Consider the following 25,620-nt stretch of genomic DNA (forward strand, 5'->3'; position numbering starts at 1 on the left):
CTCCAATCTGTGTGTAAGTTTTTGATTTTCAAGAGCAAGCTCCTGAATTGCTTTAAGTGCGATATTGGTCAATCTGAGATTATCCAAGTTCAGCGTGTCGCCGTTTTCGTAAACAAGTGTAGGATCCACTGCTTGAACCTCTTGAGCGATCAATCCAATCTTCGTGTGTGCTTGTTGTGGTCTATCCTCTTGCTTTCTCCAATCGTATTCCTTGAATCGGAATTGCTGGATATAATCAAGAGCCTTGTGCTCGCAAGCAACAATATTGTCCTTCAGACGTCTGTCTGAGAAATGCTGATTGACTACTGACCATAGGCTGTATGCTGTGCCATTGTAACTATAGTAGATATCATTCCCTGATCCACCAAAGCTCAAAGATACATTGTCTGAGTTCCAGAGTCCAATAGTACCTGTTGTTTTACCATTGACACTGCCTTTCCCTGTCTTTAACCAGCCAATCCCCTTCGCATTGATGTAGCCTTCAACCGTTAAAAGAAAATCATCACTTGTTTCTGCAGTCCCACCTACTGTAAAATCTGCATCTTTGTAGATAAAAAGACCGTAAGGGACATTTTCTCCACGACCGTAAGAGCCGATAAATTGAACTCCCAAGCCATCTTTGGCATTAACAGTACGAGGCACATTAATTTGAATACCTCCGTTCACCGTATCAAAAGAACCGTATGTCCCTAACTGAATTTGAGTGTGACCAATTAGGGTTCCTCCATAGATGTTGGCCCCTCGAATCGTTCCACCATAGATTCGGTCACCGCTTAAAATACCTGACCGAACCTGACTTGCATCGATTGCAACACTCTGAACTCGGTTGATAAATGCTTGCTTGGCAAATAGTTGACTCAAGTAAGCTTCGTTTGCGACAAGTTTGTTAAAGAAGGCCTGGTCAACTTTCAGCTTCTCAGCTGTGACCGCTTCAGCATCTAAGATAACAGTGGTCACTGATCCTGCTTCAAAATTGGCTGTTTTCAGCTTGTCAACCATAGCCGACTTGATAACAGCATTATCAATCAGGGTCTCGCCAGTGATATGAGTCAGTTTACCGTCAAATCGGTTATACCCATTAGCGCCAAGATTGATTCCAGAAATCAAATCACCTTCGCTGTTGATGTTCTGAACGGCCCACGAGCCAGCGATCTGTCTTTGAACTGTTTTTAGACCTTCATTCTTAGATACCTCAATCTGAAACAGCTGATTGGTCATAGCCATGCGAGCAACATTATCGGCAATTCCATTATCTGTATTTCCCAGAATACGCTCGTAGAGTTGGCTTGTCTCTTTGACTTTCTGGAAGTCAGTAATCTCTACTTTTTGTGCTAGTTGATTGGTTACATTCACAAATTGGCTATCAGCATTTGCTTTGTTGTCAGAGATTTGAGTAGTTAAATTTGAAATCTGAGTAGTAGTTTCTTGCTCATTGCTTGTAATTCTATTTGATAGACCGCTGATTTGATCGCCCAAATCTTGCTTATAAGTAGTTATCTGACTTGAAATATCCGTGAATTTACCATCAACAGATTGACGATAGCTAGCGATTTGGCTAGATATTTCTTTGTTCGCACTAGTTTTAACAGCTTCAATCCTCTGATTGATGCCCTTCACATCTTCCTGATAAGTCGCTTTGCCTACATAGTCCCTTGTTACCAGCTCACGTACAGCCGTCGCTTGTTTCGCACTCTCCTCGCGAGTATAACGCTGCAATGCTTCTTGTCGCTGACCGTCTTTGTTGACATATTCTTGAATAGCTGACAAGTCAGTTCGCAATCCCTGAGCCGTTCGCTCAAAGATAGCTTTAGCTTCAGTGATAAGTCCATCAGTATCTTCAGGCGCAGGACTCCAGTCTGTCGCTACATTGCCTTTCTCAATCTTCACATCCCAGACGCTCTTGGTTGCTTCTTTGTGATAAGTGTTAACTCGTAGATGATAAATCCCTGTCGGCTTATTCCAAGTGATTTTCGTTCCTGTGGTACCTGTCTTGAGGTCCGATACAATTTGATAATTTCTGACATCCTTGTCCATAATCCAAAGAACTACGTTATCGGATTCCTTATTCCCGTCGTGATGAGCTGTAAAGGTCCCGTCTGTTTTAGCAGAAATAATGTATTCCTGTCCTTGCTCCATGTAAATAGACGTATTTCCTGCATACAGAATAGCGTTATCAAAATTAGCTGGCTTCCGATCTGGAAGAAAAGGTCCTTTTGAGCCTTTCAACAAGTTAGTTCCACCAACCCGTAAGTTTGAAAATTCTTCTCGCAATTTCCCCGCTTCAGTCATGACCAGAGTCTTATCTGCCTTATCCTTAGTTGCGTTCAGGATTTCCTGATGAATCGAGCCAGCCCGCACCTCAAATTCAGTCATGCTCAATTTCTGATCCAGCTTGTTCTGCGTGCTTGTTTCCAAACTCTTCACAGATTGCCGGATATTCTCAGCAGTCACATTTAGTGAGCTGATATCCGCTTTAGTTCTGAGACCTTCAGTCAGACTTCTCACCCCAGCATCGAGTGCATCAGCGCGCTGTCTGAAGTTGGATTCAACTGTCGAAATCTGACCTTCTATATCTTCAGGAGCTTCTGAATAAGAAGTATCTACATCGCTTATTTCAAATTTCGGCATCCAAATCCAAACGGTTCCTTCTTGGTTGAAATTGAACAACCATTCATTTGTTGTGAATTTAGACTCGTTCGTCCAACCTTTTGGAATATGGACAACATATCGTTTAATTTCTGTCGACAATGCCACATTTCCAGTTTTATAATTGATATTCCCTAATCGAGATTTTAGCATTATTCCATTTTTACTTGCCTTGGCATAAAAACTAATTGTCACATCTTGATTAGTCATGCTCCCAGGAACATTCTTCCCATACTGTCCCAATGCTGGATAAGTAATCTTAGGATTACCGCCATCTCGGCCAGATGGATTCTGACCAACAATTTTTAAGGCATTATGACCTAAATACTTATCAGTGCTATCAATAGTAGCCTCGTAAGTACTCGTCGTCCAAATGCCTGTTTTTGAAATGTCCTGCTTGAAAAGCGAATTCAAGAATAGATTTCGGCCAGATGCCTGCACACTAGCCAGCTTACTAGCTAGCTCCTCGGCTGTCTGTGTGAGTTCTGACTTGCTTGCCTTACCATTGGCCAAGTTGGTCAGCTCTGATAATCTGCGAGTCGTTGTCTCTTCATAGGTCACTTGTGCTGATTTCACACCAGACAATTCTTTTTTTGTCTGGAATAGTGCTTCAATTTGCTTGGCAATCTCAGCTTCAGCCTGCGCCTGTTTCGGTCGAATATCGTTCGCGATAGTCTGTTTCAAGGCATCTATAGCGCCTGACAAATTCGTCTGAGCGCTCGTAGCCTGTGTCTTAAACGCTTCAAGTTTAGCGATCGAATCCAGACCAATGCGCTTGGCTTCCTGAGCGAGTAAGCTACTTGCCCCAGCGTTTCGCAAGGCTTCTTCAGCCCTGCGCTTGATTTCTTGTAGAGGGCCATTGTTGAAACTACTGAATCGCTGGTCAATAGTGTCAGACAGTTCTTGCTTGACTTCTTCAGCTCTTGCTCTGGTAGCGTTGAGACCATCTGTGAATTGGTTGACCAACTCTTCTTTCTGTCTGTCAAAAGCAAGGTCAGCATTCTTGATTTCTCTTGCTAACTGTCGTTCAAAATTGCCTTGAAGTTGTTGAGCTTCGCCCTTGACAGCATCACTCACTGCGTTACCAATTGCATTCGCAAGGCCAGACTGAAACTGACCGAAACCGATAGATTTTAACTTTTTGGCCATCGGTGAGTAAGTGTATTTAGTAATCTTCTTGCGAACATCAAGATTGTAACGCTCATGGAAGATGCTCACTACATCGAACATCTGAACAGGAACGTCACTCTGTCCGACAACCTCAATCTCAAGGCTATCTTCCATCATGTCACAAAGCGATGTTCGATAATACTGCTCACCATACTTGCGAAGACTCGCTTCATCCTTCACATCCTGGTCATTAACCTCAATCACATCTTCGTAGATTTGACTGTACTTGTTAATGAGTGGACTATCAATAGTAACCGTGAAGGTTCGATCAGGCGCTTTCTCTCCTTCACCTTTGACTGTCGCGATGAAAGTAATTCGAGTCTTCAAAGACTTAGTAGACGTCTTGTGCTGATAGCTAGACAGATTTTTCTTGTACATAAAAAGCGATTCATTCTCTGAACCGCCTTTTTTCAAAAGTCTAACCTGGTAACCATGACGAACAAGGTCGCCACCCCATTGGCCGATGATCGAGTGCTTATCTTTCGCGAATGCCTCCATAGCATTCTTGGAGCCAATATTAAAGGTGTGTCTATCTTCAATATCAGAGAAGAACGAGAACGGATTGTCACGAGTGATACTTCCAGCGAAGCGACTCAAGGCAGTCGAACCAGTCTGCCTGTCCAATGAGATAGGATTGACCACATAGTTATTCAAGAGGGTGAATACTTGGTTGGCATAGACTTGAATATAGCCATGCTTCTTCTCGACCTCAAAGATGACGAAATCCTGCTCACCGTGTAGGTCATCAGCAGTTAGAAAAGTCTCCTCTTTCAGCTTCTCCCATAAGGAATCAGATGTCGGAAATCGGAAGCTCAATTGATAGGTGCTGTTGTCCTCTTGAACGATTTCATCAGCATAAGCAGCATTCAGAGGCATATTCCCATTTGTTAAATAAATCAAATCTTATACCTCCAATTCGGTCGAATAGTAATCTTACGGACGGTTCCAGTGAATGAAATACCAACCTTACCAGTCGGAATTTCTAAGAAACCTCCACGTTTCCGAAGCGTGTTCTGAACTGCACCAGTTGCATTGTAGATGTTTTGTTTGCCCTGCCTGCAATCAATCGTAGCCTTGGTCTTAATTGCAAGATACATGGTCTTCCGACCAATTGTAAGGGAGATGTCGCCATCCCCCTCAACCTCGATAATTGGTTCCGAATAAATCGTCCCAAGATTATTGATTGTACCAGATGCAGTAAGAACAACAGGATCTACAGTTTTTTGATAACGGAAGGGTTGCATGTCAAGTTTAATCTCTAACTTCCAAGCGTGATTCCCAAAAGGTTCAAAACTAGCAGTCACAAAGTTAGCATAGAACAAAGAGCCAAGCTGATAGCTAAACTCCAAAACATTATCATTCGATTGAAATTTATCAAGAATACTTGAAATCTCAACCATTTTTTTAACGTGAAGAATGAAGGTCCTTTCGTAACTGTCGAAAGAACCGTCTAACACACGATAACTGCCATTGACTCCATAAAGGTCAGTCTTCTCTCCCTTCGGCTTAGCAGCCTCCACCTTCCCAAAATCTGTCACAACACATCCAGGAAGGCTTGATGTATTAAAACCGTTGATGATCATATAATCCATTAAATTCCTCCCCTCGCATAAATAGCACCGTGTTGTTCGTAGGTTTTGAGTGAGATAATGTCATTGTCTAGATAGACATCTGACGATTTCTCAAGGATAGCAGTAAGGATCTTCTCCATACTTGCTCTCAGAATCGCTATCTCAGACACGGTTTTATTTTCATGTGCTTCAAATTGAGCTGACGGCATAGCCAACTGTGCCTCAAGACTTTTAGTCACGGACGCAGAGGAATTCAGATCAAGACCGTCTCCTGAAAATACATCTGAAATTTCATCAGCCATACCTCCAACAGTTTGCTTCACACCCTTAAAACGTTCTTTTAATCCTTGGTCTAAACTTTGCATGATTGCAGTACCTGCAGGGATCAACAATTTCCGGTCATATTCGATAGGACCTTTGTGGTCACGAATCCAACTAGCAATACCACCAACAAAATTTGTAACAGAGGACCACATAGACTGCAAACCATTCAAGAAACCTTGCAAGATTGCTTGGCCTGCACCATACAAATCAATATTCCACAATTGATTGAAAAATCCAGTTACATTACTTATTAGATTAGATACCGCATTAGACATGCTGTTCCAGGCATTTTGCGCCCCGGATACAAGACCATTGATAATACTTAGAACGCTAGATGCCAGAGAACTCCAAGCATTACTTGCCGTTGACTTGATGCCTTCCCACAAGCTAGAGAGAAAGTTCATGAAGCCGTCCCAGATACTTTGAGCTCCCTGCACCAAACCTGTGATTAGACTTGTTACAGTAGATTTTATCCATTCCCAAGTCGCTGAAGCAGCCGACTTGATAAACTCCCAAATCGAACTAAGAACAGCAGAAAAGTTTTCAAAAACAGCAATACCATAACCAACAATAGCATCTACAACTCCAGAGAAATATGTTTTAATCCCCTCCCAAATCATGGAGACGCCATTTTGAATTCCTTCCCAAATTAGAGAAAGATCAGCTCCCAGCTGGTTGAAATTCCCTGTCACAAGGTCGATGATGATGAGAATAGCACCCAAGAAAATAGACTTGATGAATTCCCAAGCGCCTTGGAAAATCATCTTAATCCCTTCCCAAATTTGAGTAAGACCATCTGAAATATTGTTCCAAATATTCATGAATCCATCAATGAACGGTTGAACAATAGCCATCACTGCTGTTGTGATAGCTGTCCATGCCACAGATGCAGCTTCTTGAATACTTACCCATAAATCAGAAAAGAATGTTACAACAGCACTCCACAGCGCCTTTAAAGACTCAACATAAGCATTCCATGTTGTAACAACTCCATCCCACAATGTGCTAGCACCCTCAGAGATACCAGACCAAAGAGAGACAAAGAAATCAGCAATCCCCTGCCAAGCCTGCTTGATCCAATCCACAAAAGATGACCAAATTTGCTGACCAGTTTCTGTTTGCGTAAAGAACCATACAAGACCAGCTGTCAATGCTGCCACTGCCGCTACAATTAACCCAATTGGATTGGCAGACAACACAGCATTAAAAATACCGAACGCTCCACTCGCTCCCATAGTAGCAGCCGCATTCGCCGCTTCTGCGGTAGTGAGTGCACCGGTTCTTACGAACTGAGCCAGCATAAGACCATTCGTAATAGCCAGAGTTGCATTCCTGATTGTTTCAATTCCTTTTGTTAGCGTTAAAACAGCTTTATAGCCCGCCCATGCACTCGTAATGCTAACAACAGCCAATTTTAAAGCATCTAACGCAAGAGGCGAATCTTTCAACCAAGATGTAAATTTGCTAAGACTTTCAGAGGCTTCTCTGATAAAGCCTGAGATCCCTTCAAATGCAAAACCTAACAGGTTCACTCCCTGCTCTCCGTCTTTGATCCCTAACAGATCTCCGACAAAATCAACAACAATGCTTGCAACATTGCCAGCAACGACCCCAATATTCTCAAAAGTAACTCGGATATTGTCTGCAATATTGACAATTTGAGTTGCAGCTTCCTCACTAAAACCAATTGTATTCAGAATATCAATGTTATCTTGCTTGCTTAATGATCCAAAGATCATATCAAAAAAGGTCTCAAAGATTCCTGTTACACGAGATAGTTGATCAAAGACTGCACTTCCAAAAGCATCCCCAAAAAGCTGAGAAGCAATCTGGCTAATCCCTTCAGTCAAAACTAAGCCAAGGCCAGAAAAAATATTTCCAACCATTGGTAAAAAATTATCAAAGAGAAAGGTAGATGTTGTTTTAAGCAAAGCATGTAGAGAAGGTAGGATATTCTCTCCTAGCGCTAACTTTCCAAGTACATTCTGAGCAGCTGCTTTCATGGATTCAAAAGACCCACTGAAAGTGGATGCCGCCTCTTTGGCAGTTGTACCAGTGATGTCGAGATTCTCTTGAATAGCATGGATAGCATTATAAACATCTGAAAGGTTGTTAATGTCATACTTGACACCAGTCAACTTCTGGGCGTCATTCAAAAGACGCTCCATTTCTTGCTTTGTACCACCATAACCAAGCTTCAGGTTGTCCAACATGGTGTAGTTCTGCTTAGCGAACCCTTGATATGCCATCTGAATGCTCTCCATAGATGTCCCCATCTTATTCGCATTGTCTGACATATCAATCATGGCCATGTTGGCTGTTTCAGCAGCCTTGTTCGTGTCACCGCCCAAAGACTGTAAGAGACTAGCTGAGAAGCCTGTCACGTTTTCCATATAGGCATTAGCTGACAAGCCTGTTGTCTTATAGGCTTCATTAGCATATCCCTTGACCTTGTCAGCAGAACCTTTGAAAAGAGTTTCAATACCTCCAAGCGATTGCTGAAGCGCTGCACCTTCACTGATAGCAGCTGAAAAGGCCTTGCCAATCCCTGCTGCTGCAATAACCTTTGTCATAACGCTAACAAGACTAGAACCTAATGACTGCCCAGCACTTTGTCCTGCTGCGCTAGCTTCAGGATTGAGAAGTGATTGGATTTTACCAGTAATACCTCTGGCTGATGGTATCAATTGTACATAAGCTTGTGCTATTTCTGTCGCCACTAATCCTCACCTCCTATCTTTTCTAGAATTTGCTGACGATATTCTTCAAAGTCCTCACCAGAATCGAAGATCATCTCCTTACTTTCTTTAGCTTTAGTTTTACCTGTCAGCTCCTCTGCAACCATTAATGGTTTGTTGATTCCTTTCTGACCGTCTGTTGTTTTAAACCAAACAAGAGCAGAAAGTCTATCTAGCACGCCCGCAAGCAAAAAAGTTTCAAAAGGAACCTTGCTATTTGTCATTGCTAGTTTGATCCGTGAATCATCTCTCAGACCAAAAGCAAAGACAGCTACCTGGTCAGCAGGTAACTGTCTGTAGTCAAAAATTCCATAGGTTTCAGCTAAATCACAGATAAGAGCATCTTCGTCTGTTTGAATCATTCTAGCAAGGAGTGCTATTTTTTTAACTGGTTCTTACTTGTAAAGATTTCCCGAATTTCATTCCCAATCTTGTCCAAAGGAACAATTCCATCCGCAGTTCGTACATGATTTTTCAAATCTTCCGATTTGTTACCAAGCATGAGTTTGACCACTTTTGGTAAAACTGCCGGATTTGTATCTACTTCAACGATGGCTTCAAGTAACTCATAGTTTTCCAAGCGCTCTTTTGTAATTTCAAAAGCAAATCCAGTCGAAGTAACACCACGAATTGTTTTAATCTGTGGGGTTGCTCCGTTATTTTTTTTCTTATGATTTCGTCTTGACATGATTAAGCTCCTTTGATGTATTCATAGTGTGTGTCGTCAGCAGCGTTAGGGAAGGCAGTGACTGTCGTACCATATCCGAGAACACTTCCATCGTTATAAGTGATTTCATCGATGGCAGTTACTTTTCCTGAAGGGATAACAATACGTTTAAGTACACCACCTTTTAGAACCGTTTCAATTACAAGGCAATGATGTGGCAATTCTTTTGAATTTGCCTTAATCTTAATCCCTGTTGACAAATCCCCAGATACATTATCTGAACCATAAACTTCCTTCAAAACATCCACATTCAACGCCTCAATCAGCATATATTTGAACGTATCCACCTTCTCCTTTTGAACTGAACTTACAACGACACCACCCCAAGCTTTGATATTTTCAGATTCTGGAGAGTTGCTATTAGTCATACCATCTTCTGAAATATATCCCAGTGATTTAAACGCAACATCTAGTTTTGTTGTTGCATCTGTAGGCAATGGAGTCCCGATCGGAGCGGAAAAAACCGCACCGCCGATTTTAGGTTTTGCAGTCGTTACATTTGCTTCTGTTGCCATTTATTTTCTCCTTTTTTAAAAATAATTAATATCAAATACAGCTTGATATCGATATTGTTTTGTCTCAGTGTCCGTAAAGTTGTAATCGCTGTTTAGGTGGACACCACAGATTGAATCTAATTCAACCAACCCTTTCACAGCACTTTTCACTTTCACATTAAGCTCCGCAGCTTTCTGCATAGTTGGGCCATAACTTTGAAAAGCAAAGGTTGCACTACCAGAATGATTCCGCTCCTTACCACCAGTTTTTTGAATAATGACAAAGCTATCGGGAGCTTCAGCTTCATGCTCAAAAAATGACGGTACATCTAAATGACCGTCAAGATATTTCTTGATAATAATTTCAATCATCTAATGCACCGCCTTCAACAATGTGTTATTTTTCAAATTATCCCTTTTCGCTTTTTGCGTAGCTGGATAAATCATAGCATTGGCTCTTGTCTTACCAACGTGGCTATCTTGTTCATAGCCAGGACCACATCTTTTTTTAATGACCGTTGCTTCTTTGTTCAGAATATCCTGAACCTCTTTTGATTTCAAAAGAGCTCCTACACCCGCACCGATAAGCTTGACTTTGAAATTACTCATACACTTCAACCATCACTTTCTTATTCCATTCCAAAGGCATCATGGCTTCAATGCCTTCTAACGGAATGCCAATCGTGCGCCATTTGCGCCCAAAGAAATGAACCTCACGGTCTTTCCACTCGTTTTGGTCACTTTTTGGGATACCTAGCGTATAAATAGCCTTCTTTCCAGTCAAATTAAGCTGATTAGTTACATCTTCTGTTGAAGCTGGAACAACCAGAACATTATCTACTTGAATTTCAGTATTCTCATAGATGGGATGCCCAAAGTCATCCTTTCCCGTCTTGGTTTTTCCAATCAATGTTACAGTAATTCCTTTAATCCGTCCCATAGATATCAATCACCCCATATCTTTGTTTTTTGAGACCGAGACGTTTCAATTCTGAATCCTTGATAAAGAGACCACCGCCAGGAACTAGATAAGAACCACTGAAGGAATAACCTAAAGCGGACTCAGCCACCTGAGTCATTGGCTCTTGGTCAGTTGAGGTCATCAATGTGCGAGCTACCACATCAACTGTGACGGACTTAACGACCATGGAAAAAGATGGATCAGTAGCCACCAACCCATCTAAATCCTTGCCAACTTTTTTAGCTTCAACACGAAGAGAATGAGAAACAACTTCCAACAGCGCCTCGGCTCGTTTTTCCTCATCGAATTTTAACGCCCGCCACAATTTTTTCAGATCATCTACTGTTGCAAAGTTTTCCATTTCTACCTCCAGTCAAGCGGCTACTGAGCTTCAGTGTCAGCTTGTTCAATCAGTGAAATCAATTCAGGTTTTGTGGCGCGATTATCATAAGTAATCCCTTTTTCATCAAGGATTTCTTTCAACGCTGCGTTAGTCAATGAGTCCAAGGGCTTATATTCTTCAATTGGAACCCAATCACCTCCACTAATTGCATTTTCAGTAACGATAGTAGTCCCTGTTTTTACATTAATGTACTCCATATACTACCCCGCTTTCACAACACGAGCAAAGCTGTTTTTGTCCAAAATTCCCCATCCGAGATAGATTTCTGCACGAAGATAGACTTGGTTATAACCTTTCAAGTCTTTTCCAGAATTATCTGGATCACCATATCGAATAACTTCGAGTGGAATCTGCTTAGCATATCCCCATTTAACCATGTTAGCAAAGTCACCAACAATAGCAACATCCTTATTGGTTCCAACATTAAGACCAACTGTAGTATTCACATCTACAGGTAGACCATTAATAGCCCCCGGATTTGCTCCCCATGCTAATTCAGGGTATAGGCGCTCATTAGCTGAGTTCTTCATGCTAGCTAGTGCACTTGCAAATGTAGTATCAATAGCCATACCGCTAACGATATTATCAGCTCCTTGAATCATTTTAACTGCATCTTCGACATTAGTATCTGGATCGCTTGTTGTAAAGTTCACTGTCTGAGTGACCGCCTTGTCAAAACAGTTATCCCCAATAACAGCGGATTCTTGTTTAGTACGTGGATTTACGCCATGGAAGGACATGATATCAATACCACGAGCTACTTTATTAGCAAACCCTTCATTGAATGACTTCAAAATATCGATTTTAGCCTCTTCTGATGCAAAAATGAACTCATCAGATACACGAGCACCATACTCAATTTTGATAGGTACAATAGTTACAGGTTCTAGACTTGCACCACCATGCGTTTTCTTCCCGTTTTCTGCAACGATGTCTACATCAGCATCTAACGAGAAGGTGAATTCTTTCAACCCATTGAAAGGAATCGCTTGTTGATTAGACAATTTAGCCAGTGAGCTGTGACCCTTAACTTTGTTGATAAGGTCTGTCACAAGCATTGGGTCAAATAATGTTCCTCTTGATAGTTGATCTGTCATATATTTTTACTCCTTTAATCTTCAAAAACTAAACCTTGTACTAGGTTTTTATAAGATGTATTTTCAGTTTTTTCTAGAGTAGGCTCTAGATTTCGCATTGGTGCGAAATGTTCAGTAGGTTTTACGAAAGATGCCAAGCGCTCTGCATCTGCTTTGAAGCTTTCTTCATCAGTTCCCTGCAAACGGTCTGCAAGGTCGTAAGGCAATCCGTACTGCAAAGCCACACGAGTTCGCAGACTAGCCGTCTCATAACCAGCGATTTGACTCTGCAACTCTTCAAGTTGCTTGTCAGTATCTGCCTTGCTTTGATTAGTAGCTTCGATTGTTGACTTCAAGCCAACATTTTCTTCTTCCAATTCTGCAACACGAGACTTGAGCTGGTCATAGTCGCCATACTTCTCTTTCTCTCGAGATAAGCGCCCCTTAATAGCAGCATCAAATTCTTCTTGTGTAGTGATTGGTTTAAATTCTGACATTCTCATGTCTCCTTTCTCCTGCTTCCCCGGCAGTTCGGTAATTTTGGGCATCAAAAAAAGCAGTCGCAAGACCGCTTATTTTAATAACTGATTTTTTGCTTTTTCTTAGGCTTGGTCGTAGCACAAGCCCAGTGCGCAAGCAAAGCACTATCCATCAAAGAAATATCCATATCGTCAAAGTGCGATCGATAACCAAAGCCACCATTTGAGCCAATATTCCGCTTGTCGCAGTTAGTAGCTACTTTTGATAGCGATGGTTGGCCAGCGTGACAGATGGTCTTCTGGTAAATCCCCTGCTCCCAAAGAGCATTGGCCACGATGATTTCTTTCACCGTTGGTAGAATCACGTTCTTGATTCTGTAGTCCTTCAACTCTTCGTCCAGGATCTTTTGACCACTTGCGCCATCAATGACAATTTGAGCCACGTCGGCTTGACGCAAGAAAGCAACCATCCACTCATTCCCATTACGAACAGACTGACAATCGACTGTCTCGATAAAGAAACGGCCATCCTTGGTCCGTGCAGCAATACTCAATGCCACGTTCGTTCCGTCTTGGCCATACTTGATACCAACAGACAACTTGCCAGATAATTCTGGGACATCATCCACCTTGAGCTCGTTCCACTCAGTTTCAGAAATAGCAGATTTCTGGTTGTAGGTTGGCCAGAATCCCAAACGTTGGATATTATGGTCCAACTTATCCTCACCAAGCTCTGCTTCAATTTTCCGCTCATTTAAGTGGTATCCCATGGATGGATTAGAATTATACCAGGCTTCCACATCGTCAATTTCCTTTTCATCAGAAACCGACCACTCAGCCCAGCCAGAATACTTCCCTTTCCCAAAGAGACAAGTCTCACGATACTTAGTAAAAACCGTTCCACTTGATACAGGTGTCGGAGGTGTCCCACACATGATTGTGATAGGATTTTCACTATCAGTAACCGTGTATTTCAAAGCAGATTCCTGTTCAGTAGTATATTCCTGAGCCTCGTCAATGATCAGCATGTCAAACCCTTCACCAAGACCACCATTTGATGTTCTGGTACGGAATTGGACAACACCACCCGTTGAATAAAGTTCGATTCTCTCTTGCCCTTTGGCTCGAATAGAATTAAAATCCTCACCATCCACATACCCCATTTTCTCAAGATATCGTTTCACCTTCTCGAAAGAGGCATGAGATGTGGAAATTCTGTGGGCAGTATGTAGGATATTTAATCCTTCATGTAGCCCCCAAATTTCACCAATATATAGGATTTCAGATTTACCATTACGACGAGGGATAGAGTAGCCAAACTTCTGATGCACCCAAAGACCGTTCTTGTCAACAGCCATCATAGGCAGTAAGAGATTTTTCTGCCAGGCATAGCAAGAAAGACCAGTCCGTTCGTAAAGCTCAATCGCTTCTCTAGCTCTTGAATTTTTCTTGACATATTTTAAAATCACCGATTGAGTAGGATTCTGATTGCCAAGTTTCTTCCTCGCCATTCTAATTTCCTTTCAATCGTCATCGCATGATAACCCTATCGCTGGGATAATTTAATTGATCACGTTCAAAATATAATTTTTAGCAACATCCAGCATTCCCAATGCCTGCAAACTACTTTCCCAGCTATAGCCAAGATTTATCTCACCATCTTTATCTAAAGAAACCACCAGCACCGAAGTGTAGCCATGGCTAGCCTCAAGATTTTCTTCCAAAATTTCTTTCACGGAAGCACCGCGCTCAAGACTAGACTTTTTCTCTGAAAAATCAATTGTGTTTCCCATCGTTACTCCTTCCAAAGCATAATAAAAGCACCCTGACCACTGTCAACGTGCTTATGCTATAATTTTAACTTCCTTGATTTCGTCCTCAAAGAGTTTTGTCCACCGGGTTCCTGACTTAACGGACAACCCATCATATTCTTCATCATAGACATCCTTGTCCTCATAAAGACAGAGGCCTTCGAAGGTCTGGTTGTCAATATCGGTGATTCTGACAACCTTGTTATTAAATTTTCTAAGTTCCATCAGTCTCCCCTTTCGTAGTATGTCGGTATTAAGTGTGCGCCAGTTTTGCTATATTTGATTGTCATAGCATTTACTGGCTTACCAGTATAAACATCAATTCCTAACGGACTATCTTCAAATAAATCAACCTTTTCATTGCTGGTTTTAGCGCCTTTTCTACTAGTTTCTAAAAAACCAGTCATCTTGTACTTATCGTACAAAGCATTTACATCTACATGATCATAAAAATAGCTCTTTCCAGAAAGTGATGTTGACTGAATATGCTTAGCTTGTTTCTCTGGATTGATTTTATCCAACCAAGTGCCATTTTTGAAGTTTTCCTGGATATAAACTACATCTTTTAAGTGTTCATATCCCTCACCACCATTATACTTCAAATCCTGAAACTTTGCTAGTGAAATAGGAGCATTTTGAACTCCTAAAACATCAACCATTTTCTTGTATTCCTGAATATCTGCTTTGCGATTATTATCACGCACATCAATATTCATTCTCTTGCGATTTTCTAATTCATCAGAACTCTCATTTCTGATTTTTTTAGTCCAAGAATTTTGAACCTTACCATTTTTAGGATGATAGTCAATTACACAAGTGCAATGCTGATGCCTTCTGTAGAAATTATTTGGCTCTTCACCGTATATATAATTTCCTACCAAGCTATCACACCATTTGCAACAACGTCTAGTAGAGTGTCTACTGATCGTCGGTACCAATCCAGTTTTAGCATGAAACTCCGCATTCTTCCTGATTGTATCATCGATAATGGACTGAGTGAAATTCACAATAGGTTCACCGAGCAACCAACTGACATCCTCAAAATTCTCCTCAGACGAAAAGCGATTGACAATACCAGCGATTCGATCCTGATTCAACTCAGGAACTTGCACTTTGAGACCGATTTTTGCTTCATCATTCAAATTTTTCTGAACATCGCTAGCATAGCCACTAACAAGCTCGTGATTTCGTCCTAGCACGTCCGTCAGCAAACGCTGAGCGATATTGTAATACATTTTACCATCTGGTAATTTATCGGCGCTCAGAGACGCTCCTAGAGCCTTAGAAAGAATCTCTCCAATTTCAATCGCAAACTCATTTGCAGTTTTGTAAGTGGCTTTTTTTGCTTTTAATGTAGCAAAAGCATTTCTGACAATCTCACTCTTACCGAAATCTCTCTCAAACCTCTCCTGAACCTCTTGCAAGATACCAGGTAAAACATCATTCTCCATTTGAACCACCCTCGCTTACCACTGGTTTAGCTGACATATCTCCAGCGATACCAGTAAGATCACGAATTGTCTCCGCATTGATGTAGCCAGGTAAGGCCTGATTCAATTTCACAACACCATCACCAATCATGGTCATCGTATTCGCATCCGCTTCAAACAATGGCTCCCATTTGACTGTAGTTCTTACGAATTGACTTCTCGCATAATGAAAATCATCTCTCAAGCAAGCAGCAACATAAGCCACATTGAGCAAACCTGCTCCCAGAGACCTCTGAGCCTTCCGACCAGCCAAGCGCAAATTCTCATGGCTAGCCTTGATAGCTTCCACAGATGATGGATTGTCAGACACAAAGCCCAAATCATCCAAAGTCAATCCCATTTCACCAGCAAATCCAGCAGCAGCAGTTCTCAGCTGTTCAGTAAACGGTGACATGCTAGCGGTAGTAAACTGTCCAACGCTCGGCTTCTCGCCTTTATCACTAGAAGAAATCGTCAACAAGCTTGATACAGTAGCTTTCCATTTCTCCATAGGCTCTGCATCAGGATCAAGCCCAAGAATATATTTCTGTGGCCATGAGTAGAACTCAGCAGTGATATCAGCCCGTTCCAAGGTACGCTTAGCGTATTTCTGATAATACATACCAGCTCTGGTTATACGACTCCGACCAAAAGGACGAACCGCATCAGGACGATGAATGACAGGAACCAGCAGAGGAATACCAGTTTCATTCGTAACCGAGTAAGGCTCCCCATCTTTCGGAACGAAGTGAGTAGCATTAGGCTCAAAGTAGGCTTCAAGTGTTGGATGATTGTAATCATCACGAGCCAACACCGCATAACCTTCCACAAGCAAGCCAGTTATAGGATCAATGACACCAGTTGCATTACTTGATTCAATGACTTGCAACCTCACCTCATCATCTTCACCCTTCGAAATGTAGACGAAACTACACGAACCAATCAGCGCAGCTAAAATAGCACTATCAAAGAAGATATCAGGATTATTACGATCAAAAATTTCTGTAACATTAAAATCATCATTAGCAAATGCCCTGAAAATCAAACGATCTGCAAGACTATCAACTCCCTTTGCAGCCCAACCAAGAACAGCTTGATACTTTACCCTGATATGTGCAGGAATTGTGATTCCTGTCGGCGCTTCATAGTGTTGCATCGCATAATGCTTGTACCTCAGATTGACTCTGCTCTGATAGAGAGTCAACTTTCTCCTAAGATACTCAATTCCTCTTAATTCCAAACCGTTCTCCTTCCATTGTAGTGATTTGGCGCGAGAAAAAATGTACAGTGACGGCGTGAAGCCCTCGAGCGCCTAGTGGGAGGGGGATACCCCCCTATCCTCTGCTAGGACTTACTTCACACATATCTGTTATTTTTTCAAATTCTAAGCATTCATTATTATTTTTGATATTTTTAAAAAATAATATAATTTTTCTTTTTTGGCTTCTTCAAGCTCTGTACTTTGTCCAATCTCTTGACTGTGGCAGGTTGCGATTGCCTACAACAGTAGCATTGGCTGACCTATCGTCAGCATATAACTTATCAGACTTCTGTCTGTTGCATTGCCAGTGCGCTAGCTGTAGGTTGTTGATGTCTGATGGATGACCGTTTCGATTGATTGGAATAATGTGATCGATAACTGGTGACAAAGGATGTGGATACTTCAATGACTTATCCACTGGTAGTCCACAAATCCCACAAGTATTTCTGGTCTTTAGAATAATCTTTTTATTCTTTTCAAAAGCGACTCTGTGAGGACCACTCCGGTCCGGTCTATCCTGGGGGGTATTCATCTAGGGAGGGGGTCCTTTCTTCTTAGGGGAGGGGGATTGGTATTCTCAAATATACCCCCTCGGTATTTTTCAAAACAGGGGTGTTTTTAGTGCACCCACCCCCTCTTGTATTTAACATATCTTATATTCTGTTAAATAAAACTAACATTCTTAAAAGTCAACTGTAGCAAGTGCTTACATCTGTTTCATTAAAAACTGATTTACTTTTTCTCAATATGTAAAATAAATAGTCATTTAATAGCTAAAATTCATCATTGAATCATCCAATTCATCCTGCTTAATACCTATATAATCAAGTGTGATATCTGGAGATGAATGATTAAATAATTCCATCAAGATCGCTACATTTTGATTTTTTCTGTAATGATGATAACCAAATGATTTTCTCATTGAGTGAGTCCCAATGTTTTTAAGGCCAACATGTTCAGCTGCTTGCTTTAATATTTGATAAGCTGCAACTCTTCCAATATGAACGATTCTTACTCCGTCTGTCCTAACTTTTTTCTTACTTGGAAATAGGTAATCATAACCTTTAAGGTCATTTGTTTTAATGTAGTGACTTAAAGCTTTTCTTAATTCAGGGTTGATAGCAAATCGCTTGACCTTACCAGTTTTCTTTTCAGTAACCTCGATTCTATCACCTGTCACTTGTTTCACTTGGAGAGGTATGATATCGCTGATGCGCATTCCAGAATACAGACCGCACATGATTAGGACATAGTTTCGCTCACTCTTTGATTTTAAAAAGTCTTTCATCCGTTCAATGTCATCAAGTTCACGAATAGGTTCTACTTTTTTCACGATATCACCTCCAAACTCAAATAAAAAGACAGTGTGTGCCTGCCTTTACAATTATTTCATAATATAATTTTAGCACATAAAATCATATATCCACTCCGAACTTACTCCGAATTTACTCCAAAAAAACTCCGAATTTACTCCAAAATCTCAACCTGTTCACCATTGCGGTATAACTCTGCAAATGCCATCAAAGCTTTCTCCAAAATATCATAGTATGAACTTTCTGAAATTGATAAATCCCGAGAAATTACTTCATCTTTCTTGCAATCCCACTGAAGATACTTTTCAAAAAGTATCCTACGATATAGAGGATCGTGTAAGTTACTAACTGCTTGTTCAATTGCATCCAGCTCAAGTTCTGCATCAACTTTCCGTATAGCTAACTTCTCAACTTGACTATTTCTTCCACTTGACTGGTTTCTAGGCATGAATGAGTAGGTTGTCGTTACTCTCTGACCTTCAGTGTCATTGGCCACACGACGCCATCGAGGATATCCCTTTAAAATTTTCTTGGCATTTTCTTTTGTTTTAGCTTTATTTATATCAGGAAAGAAGGGCATTGCTCACCTCGTTTCTATCTCAAGTAATTCTTCCGTCAAAATCTTCGTGATTTCTTCCACTTGATAATCTTACCATCGTTATTATTATTGAAATAATCTGGCAATCTTGCTGTTGGACTTTCTTTGTAGACCACTTTTTCAAAAACCTGGATTCCAGGCATCATTTCATCATCTATCCATCCAACTAGCCAAGCAGGATTTACATCATAGGTTTTAGCAATCATTTCAATTTGCTTAATGGACGGATATCCACCTCGCTCGTACAAATGGATTGTATTTTGTGAAACACCTGTCTCTTTCGCCATCTGTCCTACAGATAAACACAGGTCCTCTCTAAGTTCTTTCAATCTTAGCTGCATCTTGCTCTCCACTTTCTAGTATTAGCTTTTATGAACTCAGCCTGCTCCTGCATCTGCTTCCATTCATAATCCATGATGATATCAAGCTGGTTGTTACAAAGACCTTTTAAGAAATCATTTTGAGCTTCTAGCTTCTCAATATCCTTATAGGCCCTTTCATACAGTTCATCTTCCAGAAATCTAATGCGCTCTGCCATTGCTTCCTGAATGATGATGTAAGTTGGTTTCTTGTACTTTATCATTACAATATTACCTCATCTCCTATTTTTAGAGATTCATAGTTTGTTTGAGTAACTACGAATACTCCGTAATTTTGTACTGTGATAGTGTACATGTCGCCAATCTTCTCCTTTTGTGAGACTCTACCTTTGATTTCTGCACCTTGATTATCAGCTTTATAGACGACAATCGGACGCTTTGCTTCTAGTTTTTTTATGTGGATACTCTGCCAAATATTTAATACAGCAGACAATAAAATCCAGATTGCGATAAATCGTTTCACTTCGCCCCTCCTAAAAAATTGTTTGCAAAACTAGTTTGTTCTGTATTAATTATTTTGTGTTTATAATTCAATATCGGAGCCATAACATCATTTGTCAATGCAGGCTTCAAAATGATTTCATTTGTTTCCAAAAATCTTTTACCGTTGATTTTGATTTTGATATCATAACCGTTAGCGATATGTTCAAGGTCATCTTTAGACAGGGAGATTTCAAATTTACTCATTATTCCACCTCCTCAACTTCCACACCTTCGCAATCAAACACCCAGCCAAATCCAGCTTTTTCTAGCTCTTTTCGGGTGTGTTTTGTTTCATAAAGTGAGTTTTCTTCACGGTCTGAGAATAGCCATTTGTTTGAATGTTTCTCACGGTTCAAAGTTTCGTGCTTTCCACAAATCCCTTTTATCTTCACAAAATACCTCTTCTCTTTCTCGACCTCGTAGCCGAATAGCCAAGCACGAGCGACTTTGTTGTAAGCATCCTGTTCATTCATCAACCACTCATTGTATTGTTTGTTGAAGTTTTTTTCTCTAAGCGCATCATATAATGTAGCGTTCTGTCCCTTGTAATACTCGATAATTTCCGCCACAAACTGCGGAATCACTGGTTTATTCAATTCTTGTCGAATCTTATCAGCATCCTTCAATTGTTGGCCAACCCATGCTCCCTCAAGTTTGCCTTGCTCGTAACCACTGCGATATTTCATTGAACCGCAGTCGTCCCCTAATTCTTTAAGGATATCATTAAGCCATCTAGTCTGTGTCGTCGGATCAAACCCTCTGATTCGACGAACGATATCTTTTAACTTGAACGGCAACGGTTCTGGTTCATCTAAAGACCGTAAGTCTTTCAAAACCAAATCAACCGAGGCCAATTTTTTCTTGCTAGCTTTAAATTTTTCATATCGTTCAATTAGTTCCTGAATGTTCATTATTAACCTCCTCATTTTCTTCAAAGTCTTCAACAAAAAAATAATTGACACTCTTAGGGTTGACAGACAAATTTCTAATCCTCATCAAATTTCCATTGTTGAACTGACTAGTAATCTTCGTAAGTTCTTTTTCTGTAAAATTTCTTACTAGAAAACTAAGTTCTTCACCATCAGAGAAGCAAATTTTTATTTTTTGATAATTGCTAACTTGCTCACTTTCAGGTTCATAACCAAGCAAGTATCCTACGCTTACTCCAAAATAATCTGCTAACTCATCTGCTCTATTCGTTTTGATTTGGCTTTCTCCATTTTCCCAACGTTGAATACTCCGAGCTGGTGCAGCTATTGCTTCAGATAATTCCTGCTGAGTCAACCCCTTTTCTTTTCTCAATTGTTTCAGTCTGTTCATCCTTCACGCCTCCTTAAAATGGCAATCCATCATCTGGAATATCCATCGGATCACTGGCTCCGAAGCTTGGTGGCATCTGATTTTCCACGCTCGAATGGTCCGCAGTCTTATCTCGCTTTTCCAAAAGCTGAAAGCCTTCAGCTACAACTTCCGTCACATAGACACGTTGTCCTTGCTGATTATCATAGTTACGAGTTTGGATGCGACCAACTACAGCAACCAAGGCGCCCTTTTTTGCCCAATTTGCAAAATTCTCAGCCTGTTGACGCCACATGATGCAACTGATAAAATCAGCTTCACGATCACCTGCCTGATTCTTAAAATTGCGATTCACTGCCAAACTGAAAGTCGCAACAGCCACATTTGACGGTGTGTATCGTAACTCAGGATCACGAGTCAAGCGACCTACCAAAACAACATTATTGATCATTTTCTTCTCCTTCTTCATTTTCTAAAACGGCATCTTTTATAAAAGTATTGCCAATTTTATAGTATTTGTATTCCTCGGCTGTCACTTCAAATGTTTCTTCAACGTGCTTATTTCCTACTTGTCCTGAAACGACTAGGATATATCTTCTTTTGGTTCTGGTTGGTACCAGTACCGAGCTTTTACCATTCATAACAGGTATGAACGTTGTGTGAGGTTCATCAATGTACTTATCTACCACTGTCCCACTCGAAATCTGGTGACATGCCACGAGGAATGATGCGAGTAAAACAACACATAGGATTTTTAAATTTTTCATGAATACCCTCACAAGAACAAACTAGCTAACCATATCAAGAATGCACATGTAATGATTTTCGAAATACTGCTTTTTACAGCATATGAATAATCCTCTTCAGATTCTTTTTTGCTAGATAGCACAGGCCAGATGAAAGATAGTAGTGCATCCATCCCTAATGCTTGCCAAACTGTAATTTTACCAACTGGAACAATTGTTGTGATAATCTCATTCCAACCATACTGAACCACAAATGGCGATACAACGATTACAAATACAGCACCTAAAACAATCCCTAGTCTTTTCATTTTATAAATCCTCCTCTTTGACAAACACCCCGTCGATCATCTTTCCTTTGCGGTCCTTGATAACTTCATAAGCTTCTTCTAAACAACTTTCAGCTGTAGTGCCATTGCAAAATGAAACCGTACTGATCACGCTGTCAAGAAACATCAAATCTGTTTTGATTAAAGGAATTTGTGTTTCATTGTGACAGACATGAGCGTATAGCTTCTGAGCTATATTGCCCAAGCTGGAAACCATCAGCAGCAATTCAAGTTCCTGTTGATTGGCTGAAATCTGAGCACCATTCTTAATCTGTTGATCAAGTCCAATCAAAACTACCTGGATGTCTCCGAGCGCATCGTAAATCAGTTCAGATTTATCCTTTGCAATGCCCTCAAACAATTCACCAGACTCTTCCATCAGCTTCAAGAACTGCTTGACCGGATTTGCTTCATGTAAATTTCGGTCAACAAACCACTGTTGAACCTTTTCTTCCAAATTCATTTTTGTATTCATCTTACTTTTCCTCTCTTTTCTTCGTAATCAAGTAGTAGCAGTCAGTTGCTCCGTAATCAATCCTGATGTTTTCTTCACTCATGCTTTTCCGAAAACGTGGATGACTTATAGCTGAGTAACTAGCTTGATGTTTCTTTAATTCATTGATTGCGCTATGTATGTGGCCAAAACTCCCAATGAGTATCTTGCGGTGTCCGTTGTAAATGAAATAGAGTTCAATCATCAATGCCTCCTAAAATAACTTCAACTGCTTCTCGTAAGCATCAAGTCTCTGTTTAGCAAGATTAAAGATGTCTCTATCTAACTCGCAACCTACATACTCAAAACCTAACTCCTGACAAGCAATTAAACTACTTGCTGAACCAACATGAGTATCAAGAATCTTGTCTCCGTCTTTTGCGTAGTTTCGCAATAACCAAAGGTAAAGGTTGACTGGTTTTTGAGTCGGATGAATTCTAACCTCATTCAATGCCTTATTTCCTTGCTGAATATGACCTTCAGATATTGACTTGCCTTGCATCATACCATTCCACATATAGCGAAACAGACGTGTACTATCATGTAAGCTGCAGTATGCTATCTCACAATCTGAAAAACTTGAATGACCATTAACTTTGTCCCAAACGATACGACCAGAACCAAAAGAATAATCGAAGTAGTTCACACCAAAAATAATTTGATTTTTAGATACTCTGAAAAGTTCATCAAAATAATCTTTGTTTGGAATTTGCCACTCTGAGGTTTCGCCATAGAGTCTGCTGACACCTATTGGACTGATTTTCCGTCCGTAAAATTTCCTTTTTTCCGGTCCAGAAAAATATGGCGGATCGACAATAGCTAGGTCAAAGTAATCATCAGGATATTGTTTCATGATATCCATACAGTCACCGTTTAAGAATTTTATCATCCCTCCACCTCCACTGGATAGAAATTTCCAAAGGATACTCTCAATGCCTTGCCTACCTGCAACGCAACTGCACGAGAAATGAACCTCATAGCTTTCCGTTCGTCAGAATACGAAACATCAATTCCAGTCACACTAATAGCTACAGACATCAAGAACGGTTTGTCTTCTCTTGACCCATGTTTCAAGATAAACATCAGCCACCTCCATTTTCAAGCCTTTCAAGTAGTTCACGTTTACGCTCTTCGAGTTCCTTCTTAGTCTCATCACTGGTATTGTTGACATAGTTAGGCTGTGACCATTCAGGAACATTTGATTTTTGATTCCCTGACTGACCCTTGATTTTACTTTCCTTGTAAGCTCGCTCACGTTCCTCGACTGCTGCAATCGTCAAAACTCCATCGTTCTTCCAATTGGTCAAAATCGCTCTGATATAACTAAAATTCCTTTTACCATTATCAGCAGCAAGACCAATTGCTTTCAGGACAACCTTCGCTTCCATGCCATCTAATGTGATGAACTCTTTCAAGAGTTCAAATTGAGTTCCATCCAACGGAGCGATACGAGATTGATATTCTTCAACGATGAGTGCGACTGGATTTTCATCTACATCTTTCTCTATATCTGTATCTATATCTTTCTCTATATCTATATCTCCGTTACGCTTTGTTACATCGTTGTTACATTGTAACGCCAATTGATTTTCTCGAAACTTGCGAACCCTTCTGGCGCTTGCGGTTTCACTACCTACCATCTCAGGAACTTGCTCTAAGAAATAATCTCTGTCATTTTTTCTAGTCAGCAAACCTTTGCTTTCTAAAAAAAGCAAAGTAATTTTGATGTCTTCAACATTCTCATCAATCATAAGAGCGATTTCTTCAGCAAGATTATCAGCAAGTCCATCGTAGTAGATGCACCCTCCATCTTCCAAACTAATCAACATCATTTTGAGATAGATGATAGTGTGCGTATCCCCACCAGCGATCTTCCGAAGCAATTTCATTTCTTTTGATTTGAAAAAATCCTGAGTGAGTTGAATCCAGTAGTATCGCTTATTTTTAACTACCATTGATACCCTCCGTTTCACTACTAATCGACATCAGCTTCTACCACGATATCTAGACGCTTCATCGCTTCATCTACTGACTTTCCGTCTAAAATATCCTTGATCATGTGGCTTATGTCATGCATCGTTTGAGCTTTTGCCTTACCTTTTTCGGTTTCTGGAACCAAGCCTAGCTCTTGCATAGTTAGAAAAGTAAGGCTGAATGCCTGCATTTCTTTCTGAAGTTGTTTGATTTTTTTGATTGTGCGAATTGCTTTAAACATTTTGTTCTCCTTATGCTCTCAATTTTCGTACTTCTTTTTCTAATTCCAAAATCTCATAAACATCATTGACATCATACATAGTATCTTTCCCTTGCTTACGAAATCTTAATCCTTTGCGCTCTAGCATCTTAACATAACTATGAGTAAAGCCGAACTTCTTCATCAAAGCTTGTTGATTGATTGGCATGCGATCATTCTCTAACTGTTCCTTGACTTGCTTTTTAGCAAAAGCCAATAATTGATTCGTGAACAATTCAGCACTTTCGCCGTCCAATCGTAATTGTAACGTGATACCTTCCATTTTCTACATCCTCTCAACTATGCGGGCAAGCATTTTTGTGATATAATGGTTTAAATTATTTAAGTATGCGCCTGATTACCGTCAGGTGCTTTTTTGTTATCTAAATTCATCCAAGCTGACTTCCAGTGCGTCAGCAATTTTGCACATATTCGTCCACGACATTTCTTTTAATCTCCCAGCCTTTAGGTTTGAAAAATTAGATGGATGGACATTTGATTCTTTGGCTAATCTGTACATTGACCAACCTTTTGACTTTAATTGTTGCTCAATCTTACTCCACATTCAAACTACCATATGTTGTGTTTCTCGAACACATAACATCCTTTCTTACACTAT

The 25,620-nt window shown here is 40.4% G+C and carries 38 protein-coding genes; all 38 read right to left on the reverse strand.

Going from position 1 to position 25,620, the window contains the following annotated elements; translation table 11 throughout:
• The coding region (locus ADH90_RS02325; protein WP_049529785.1) for a phage tail spike protein at positions 1 to 4,716 on the reverse strand (4,716 nt) is incomplete at its 3' end.
• Positions 4,713 to 5,408, reverse strand: coding sequence for an adenylosuccinate synthetase (locus ADH90_RS02330; protein WP_049529786.1), 696 nt, complete (start codon positions 5,406 to 5,408; stop codon positions 4,713 to 4,715). The genes ADH90_RS02325 and ADH90_RS02330, both read right to left, overlap by 4 nt.
• Positions 5,408 to 8,431, reverse strand: a complete 3,024-nt coding sequence (locus tag ADH90_RS02335; RefSeq protein WP_049529787.1) for a phage tail protein — start codon at positions 8,429 to 8,431, stop codon at positions 5,408 to 5,410. The genes ADH90_RS02330 and ADH90_RS02335 overlap by 1 nt, the downstream gene beginning before the upstream one ends.
• Positions 8,431 to 8,811 carry a DUF5361 domain-containing protein gene (locus ADH90_RS02340; protein WP_049529788.1) on the reverse strand — a complete coding sequence of 127 codons (381 nt, stop codon included), beginning with the start codon at positions 8,809 to 8,811 and terminating at the stop codon, positions 8,431 to 8,433. Before ADH90_RS02340 ends, ADH90_RS02335 begins: the two co-directional genes overlap by 1 nt.
• Positions 8,812 to 8,825: 14 nt before the next feature.
• On the reverse strand, positions 8,826 to 9,137 hold the full coding sequence (locus ADH90_RS02345) for a hypothetical protein (protein ID WP_065427194.1): 312 nt from the start codon (positions 9,135 to 9,137) through the stop codon (positions 8,826 to 8,828).
• Between the two features lie 2 nt (positions 9,138 to 9,139).
• Positions 9,140 to 9,691 (reverse strand): hypothetical protein, encoded by a 552-nt coding sequence (locus tag ADH90_RS02350; protein WP_049529789.1) that lies wholly within the window; start codon positions 9,689 to 9,691, stop codon positions 9,140 to 9,142.
• Positions 9,692 to 9,706: 15 nt separating this feature from the next.
• The gene (locus ADH90_RS02355; RefSeq protein WP_049529790.1) at positions 9,707 to 10,042 is read right to left on the reverse strand and encodes a hypothetical protein; all 336 of its coding nucleotides are present in this window, start codon (positions 10,040 to 10,042) and stop codon (positions 9,707 to 9,709) included.
• On the reverse strand, positions 10,043 to 10,279 hold the full coding sequence (locus ADH90_RS02360; protein WP_049529791.1) for a hypothetical protein: 237 nt from the start codon (positions 10,277 to 10,279) through the stop codon (positions 10,043 to 10,045).
• Entirely contained in the window at positions 10,272 to 10,610 is a 339-nt protein-coding gene (locus ADH90_RS02365; RefSeq protein ID WP_049529792.1) for a hypothetical protein, read from the reverse strand. The genes ADH90_RS02360 and ADH90_RS02365 overlap by 8 nt, the downstream gene beginning before the upstream one ends.
• Positions 10,597 to 10,992, reverse strand: coding sequence for a phage Gp19/Gp15/Gp42 family protein (locus ADH90_RS02370; protein WP_049529793.1), 396 nt, complete (start codon positions 10,990 to 10,992; stop codon positions 10,597 to 10,599). Before ADH90_RS02370 ends, ADH90_RS02365 begins: the two co-directional genes overlap by 14 nt.
• A gap of 20 nt (positions 10,993 to 11,012) precedes the next feature.
• Entirely contained in the window at positions 11,013 to 11,231 is a 219-nt protein-coding gene (locus tag ADH90_RS02375; protein ID WP_049529794.1) for a HeH/LEM domain-containing protein, read from the reverse strand.
• Positions 11,232 to 11,234: 3 nt separating this feature from the next.
• The gene (locus ADH90_RS02380; RefSeq protein ID WP_049529795.1) at positions 11,235 to 12,131 is read right to left on the reverse strand and encodes a phage major capsid protein; all 897 of its coding nucleotides are present in this window, start codon (positions 12,129 to 12,131) and stop codon (positions 11,235 to 11,237) included.
• Between the two features lie 14 nt (positions 12,132 to 12,145).
• Positions 12,146 to 12,607: a capsid assembly scaffolding protein Gp46 family protein gene (locus ADH90_RS02385; protein ID WP_049529796.1), complete on the reverse strand. Its 462-nt coding sequence runs from the start codon at positions 12,605 to 12,607 to the stop codon at positions 12,146 to 12,148.
• A gap of 80 nt (positions 12,608 to 12,687) precedes the next feature.
• Positions 12,688 to 14,100 (reverse strand): terminase, encoded by a 1,413-nt coding sequence (locus tag ADH90_RS02390; protein WP_049529797.1) that lies wholly within the window; start codon positions 14,098 to 14,100, stop codon positions 12,688 to 12,690.
• 51 nt (positions 14,101 to 14,151) lie between these two features.
• Entirely contained in the window at positions 14,152 to 14,382 is a 231-nt protein-coding gene (locus ADH90_RS02395; RefSeq protein WP_049529798.1) for a hypothetical protein, read from the reverse strand.
• Positions 14,383 to 14,433: 51 nt separating this feature from the next.
• A complete protein-coding gene (locus ADH90_RS02400) occupies positions 14,434 to 14,625 on the reverse strand; it encodes a hypothetical protein (protein WP_049529799.1) in 192 nt (63 codons plus the stop codon).
• On the reverse strand, positions 14,625 to 15,851 hold the full coding sequence (locus tag ADH90_RS11425) for a polymorphic toxin type 50 domain-containing protein (protein ID WP_049529800.1): 1,227 nt from the start codon (positions 15,849 to 15,851) through the stop codon (positions 14,625 to 14,627). Before ADH90_RS11425 ends, ADH90_RS02400 begins: the two co-directional genes overlap by 1 nt.
• The gene (locus tag ADH90_RS02410) at positions 15,841 to 17,109 is read right to left on the reverse strand and encodes a phage portal protein (RefSeq protein WP_049529801.1); all 1,269 of its coding nucleotides are present in this window, start codon (positions 17,107 to 17,109) and stop codon (positions 15,841 to 15,843) included. Before ADH90_RS02410 ends, ADH90_RS11425 begins: the two co-directional genes overlap by 11 nt.
• Before the next feature lie 208 nt (positions 17,110 to 17,317).
• Positions 17,318 to 17,662, reverse strand: a complete 345-nt coding sequence (locus tag ADH90_RS02415) for an HNH endonuclease (RefSeq protein ID WP_049529802.1) — start codon at positions 17,660 to 17,662, stop codon at positions 17,318 to 17,320.
• A gap of 234 nt (positions 17,663 to 17,896) precedes the next feature.
• A complete protein-coding gene (locus ADH90_RS02420) occupies positions 17,897 to 18,463 on the reverse strand; it encodes a site-specific integrase (protein ID WP_049529803.1) in 567 nt (188 codons plus the stop codon).
• A 134-nt stretch (positions 18,464 to 18,597) separates the two neighbouring features.
• Positions 18,598 to 19,023, reverse strand: a complete 426-nt coding sequence (locus ADH90_RS02425; protein WP_049529804.1) for an ArpU family phage packaging/lysis transcriptional regulator — start codon at positions 19,021 to 19,023, stop codon at positions 18,598 to 18,600.
• Between the two features lie 35 nt (positions 19,024 to 19,058).
• Complete coding sequence (locus tag ADH90_RS02430; protein WP_049529805.1) at positions 19,059 to 19,382, reverse strand: helix-turn-helix domain-containing protein; 324 nt, start codon at positions 19,380 to 19,382, stop codon at positions 19,059 to 19,061.
• Positions 19,373 to 19,624, reverse strand: a complete 252-nt coding sequence (locus ADH90_RS02435) for a hypothetical protein (RefSeq protein ID WP_049529806.1) — start codon at positions 19,622 to 19,624, stop codon at positions 19,373 to 19,375. Before ADH90_RS02435 ends, ADH90_RS02430 begins: the two co-directional genes overlap by 10 nt.
• Complete coding sequence (locus tag ADH90_RS02440) at positions 19,624 to 19,884, reverse strand: DUF1372 family protein (protein ID WP_049529807.1); 261 nt, start codon at positions 19,882 to 19,884, stop codon at positions 19,624 to 19,626. Before ADH90_RS02440 ends, ADH90_RS02435 begins: the two co-directional genes overlap by 1 nt.
• Positions 19,881 to 20,108: a hypothetical protein gene (locus ADH90_RS02445; protein WP_049529808.1), complete on the reverse strand. Its 228-nt coding sequence runs from the start codon at positions 20,106 to 20,108 to the stop codon at positions 19,881 to 19,883. The genes ADH90_RS02440 and ADH90_RS02445 overlap by 4 nt, the downstream gene beginning before the upstream one ends.
• Entirely contained in the window at positions 20,108 to 20,815 is a 708-nt protein-coding gene (locus tag ADH90_RS02450; protein WP_049529809.1) for a DUF1642 domain-containing protein, read from the reverse strand. The genes ADH90_RS02445 and ADH90_RS02450 overlap by 1 nt, the downstream gene beginning before the upstream one ends.
• On the reverse strand, positions 20,793 to 21,224 hold the full coding sequence (locus tag ADH90_RS11785; protein ID WP_053092367.1) for a helix-turn-helix domain-containing protein: 432 nt from the start codon (positions 21,222 to 21,224) through the stop codon (positions 20,793 to 20,795). The genes ADH90_RS02450 and ADH90_RS11785 overlap by 23 nt, the downstream gene beginning before the upstream one ends.
• Before the next feature lie 13 nt (positions 21,225 to 21,237).
• Positions 21,238 to 21,654: a single-stranded DNA-binding protein gene (gene ssb, locus ADH90_RS02460; protein WP_049529810.1), complete on the reverse strand. Its 417-nt coding sequence runs from the start codon at positions 21,652 to 21,654 to the stop codon at positions 21,238 to 21,240.
• Entirely contained in the window at positions 21,644 to 21,844 is a 201-nt protein-coding gene (locus tag ADH90_RS11725; protein WP_342666702.1) for a hypothetical protein, read from the reverse strand. Before ADH90_RS11725 ends, ssb begins: the two co-directional genes overlap by 11 nt.
• 134 nt (positions 21,845 to 21,978) lie before the next feature.
• On the reverse strand, positions 21,979 to 22,257 hold the full coding sequence (locus ADH90_RS02470; RefSeq protein WP_049529812.1) for a hypothetical protein: 279 nt from the start codon (positions 22,255 to 22,257) through the stop codon (positions 21,979 to 21,981).
• A 1-nt stretch (position 22,258) separates the two neighbouring features.
• Positions 22,259 to 22,750, reverse strand: coding sequence for a MazG-like family protein (locus ADH90_RS02475; protein WP_049529813.1), 492 nt, complete (start codon positions 22,748 to 22,750; stop codon positions 22,259 to 22,261).
• A gap of 1 nt (position 22,751) precedes the next feature.
• Positions 22,752 to 22,973 carry a hypothetical protein gene (locus ADH90_RS02480; protein WP_049529814.1) on the reverse strand — a complete coding sequence of 74 codons (222 nt, stop codon included), beginning with the start codon at positions 22,971 to 22,973 and terminating at the stop codon, positions 22,752 to 22,754.
• Between the two features lie 9 nt (positions 22,974 to 22,982).
• Positions 22,983 to 23,657, reverse strand: coding sequence for a DNA-methyltransferase (locus tag ADH90_RS02485; protein WP_049529815.1), 675 nt, complete (start codon positions 23,655 to 23,657; stop codon positions 22,983 to 22,985).
• The gene (locus ADH90_RS11730) at positions 23,654 to 23,851 is read right to left on the reverse strand and encodes a hypothetical protein (protein ID WP_024056628.1); all 198 of its coding nucleotides are present in this window, start codon (positions 23,849 to 23,851) and stop codon (positions 23,654 to 23,656) included. The genes ADH90_RS02485 and ADH90_RS11730 overlap by 4 nt, the downstream gene beginning before the upstream one ends.
• The gene (locus ADH90_RS02495; RefSeq protein ID WP_049529816.1) at positions 23,851 to 24,723 is read right to left on the reverse strand and encodes a phage replisome organizer N-terminal domain-containing protein; all 873 of its coding nucleotides are present in this window, start codon (positions 24,721 to 24,723) and stop codon (positions 23,851 to 23,853) included. Before ADH90_RS02495 ends, ADH90_RS11730 begins: the two co-directional genes overlap by 1 nt.
• A 20-nt stretch (positions 24,724 to 24,743) precedes the next feature.
• Positions 24,744 to 24,983: a glutamate--tRNA ligase gene (locus ADH90_RS02500; protein WP_049529817.1), complete on the reverse strand. Its 240-nt coding sequence runs from the start codon at positions 24,981 to 24,983 to the stop codon at positions 24,744 to 24,746.
• Positions 24,984 to 24,993: 10 nt separating this feature from the next.
• A complete protein-coding gene (locus ADH90_RS02505) occupies positions 24,994 to 25,284 on the reverse strand; it encodes a hypothetical protein (RefSeq protein ID WP_049529818.1) in 291 nt (96 codons plus the stop codon).
• A gap of 96 nt (positions 25,285 to 25,380) precedes the next feature.
• Positions 25,381 to 25,566, reverse strand: a complete 186-nt coding sequence (locus ADH90_RS02510; protein ID WP_049529819.1) for a helix-turn-helix domain-containing protein — start codon at positions 25,564 to 25,566, stop codon at positions 25,381 to 25,383.
• Positions 25,567 to 25,620 lie beyond the last annotated feature (54 nt).

Source organism: Streptococcus pseudopneumoniae (genome assembly GCF_001073085.1).
In the GTDB taxonomy this organism is placed as follows: Bacteria; Bacillota; Bacilli; order Lactobacillales; family Streptococcaceae; genus Streptococcus; species Streptococcus pseudopneumoniae_M.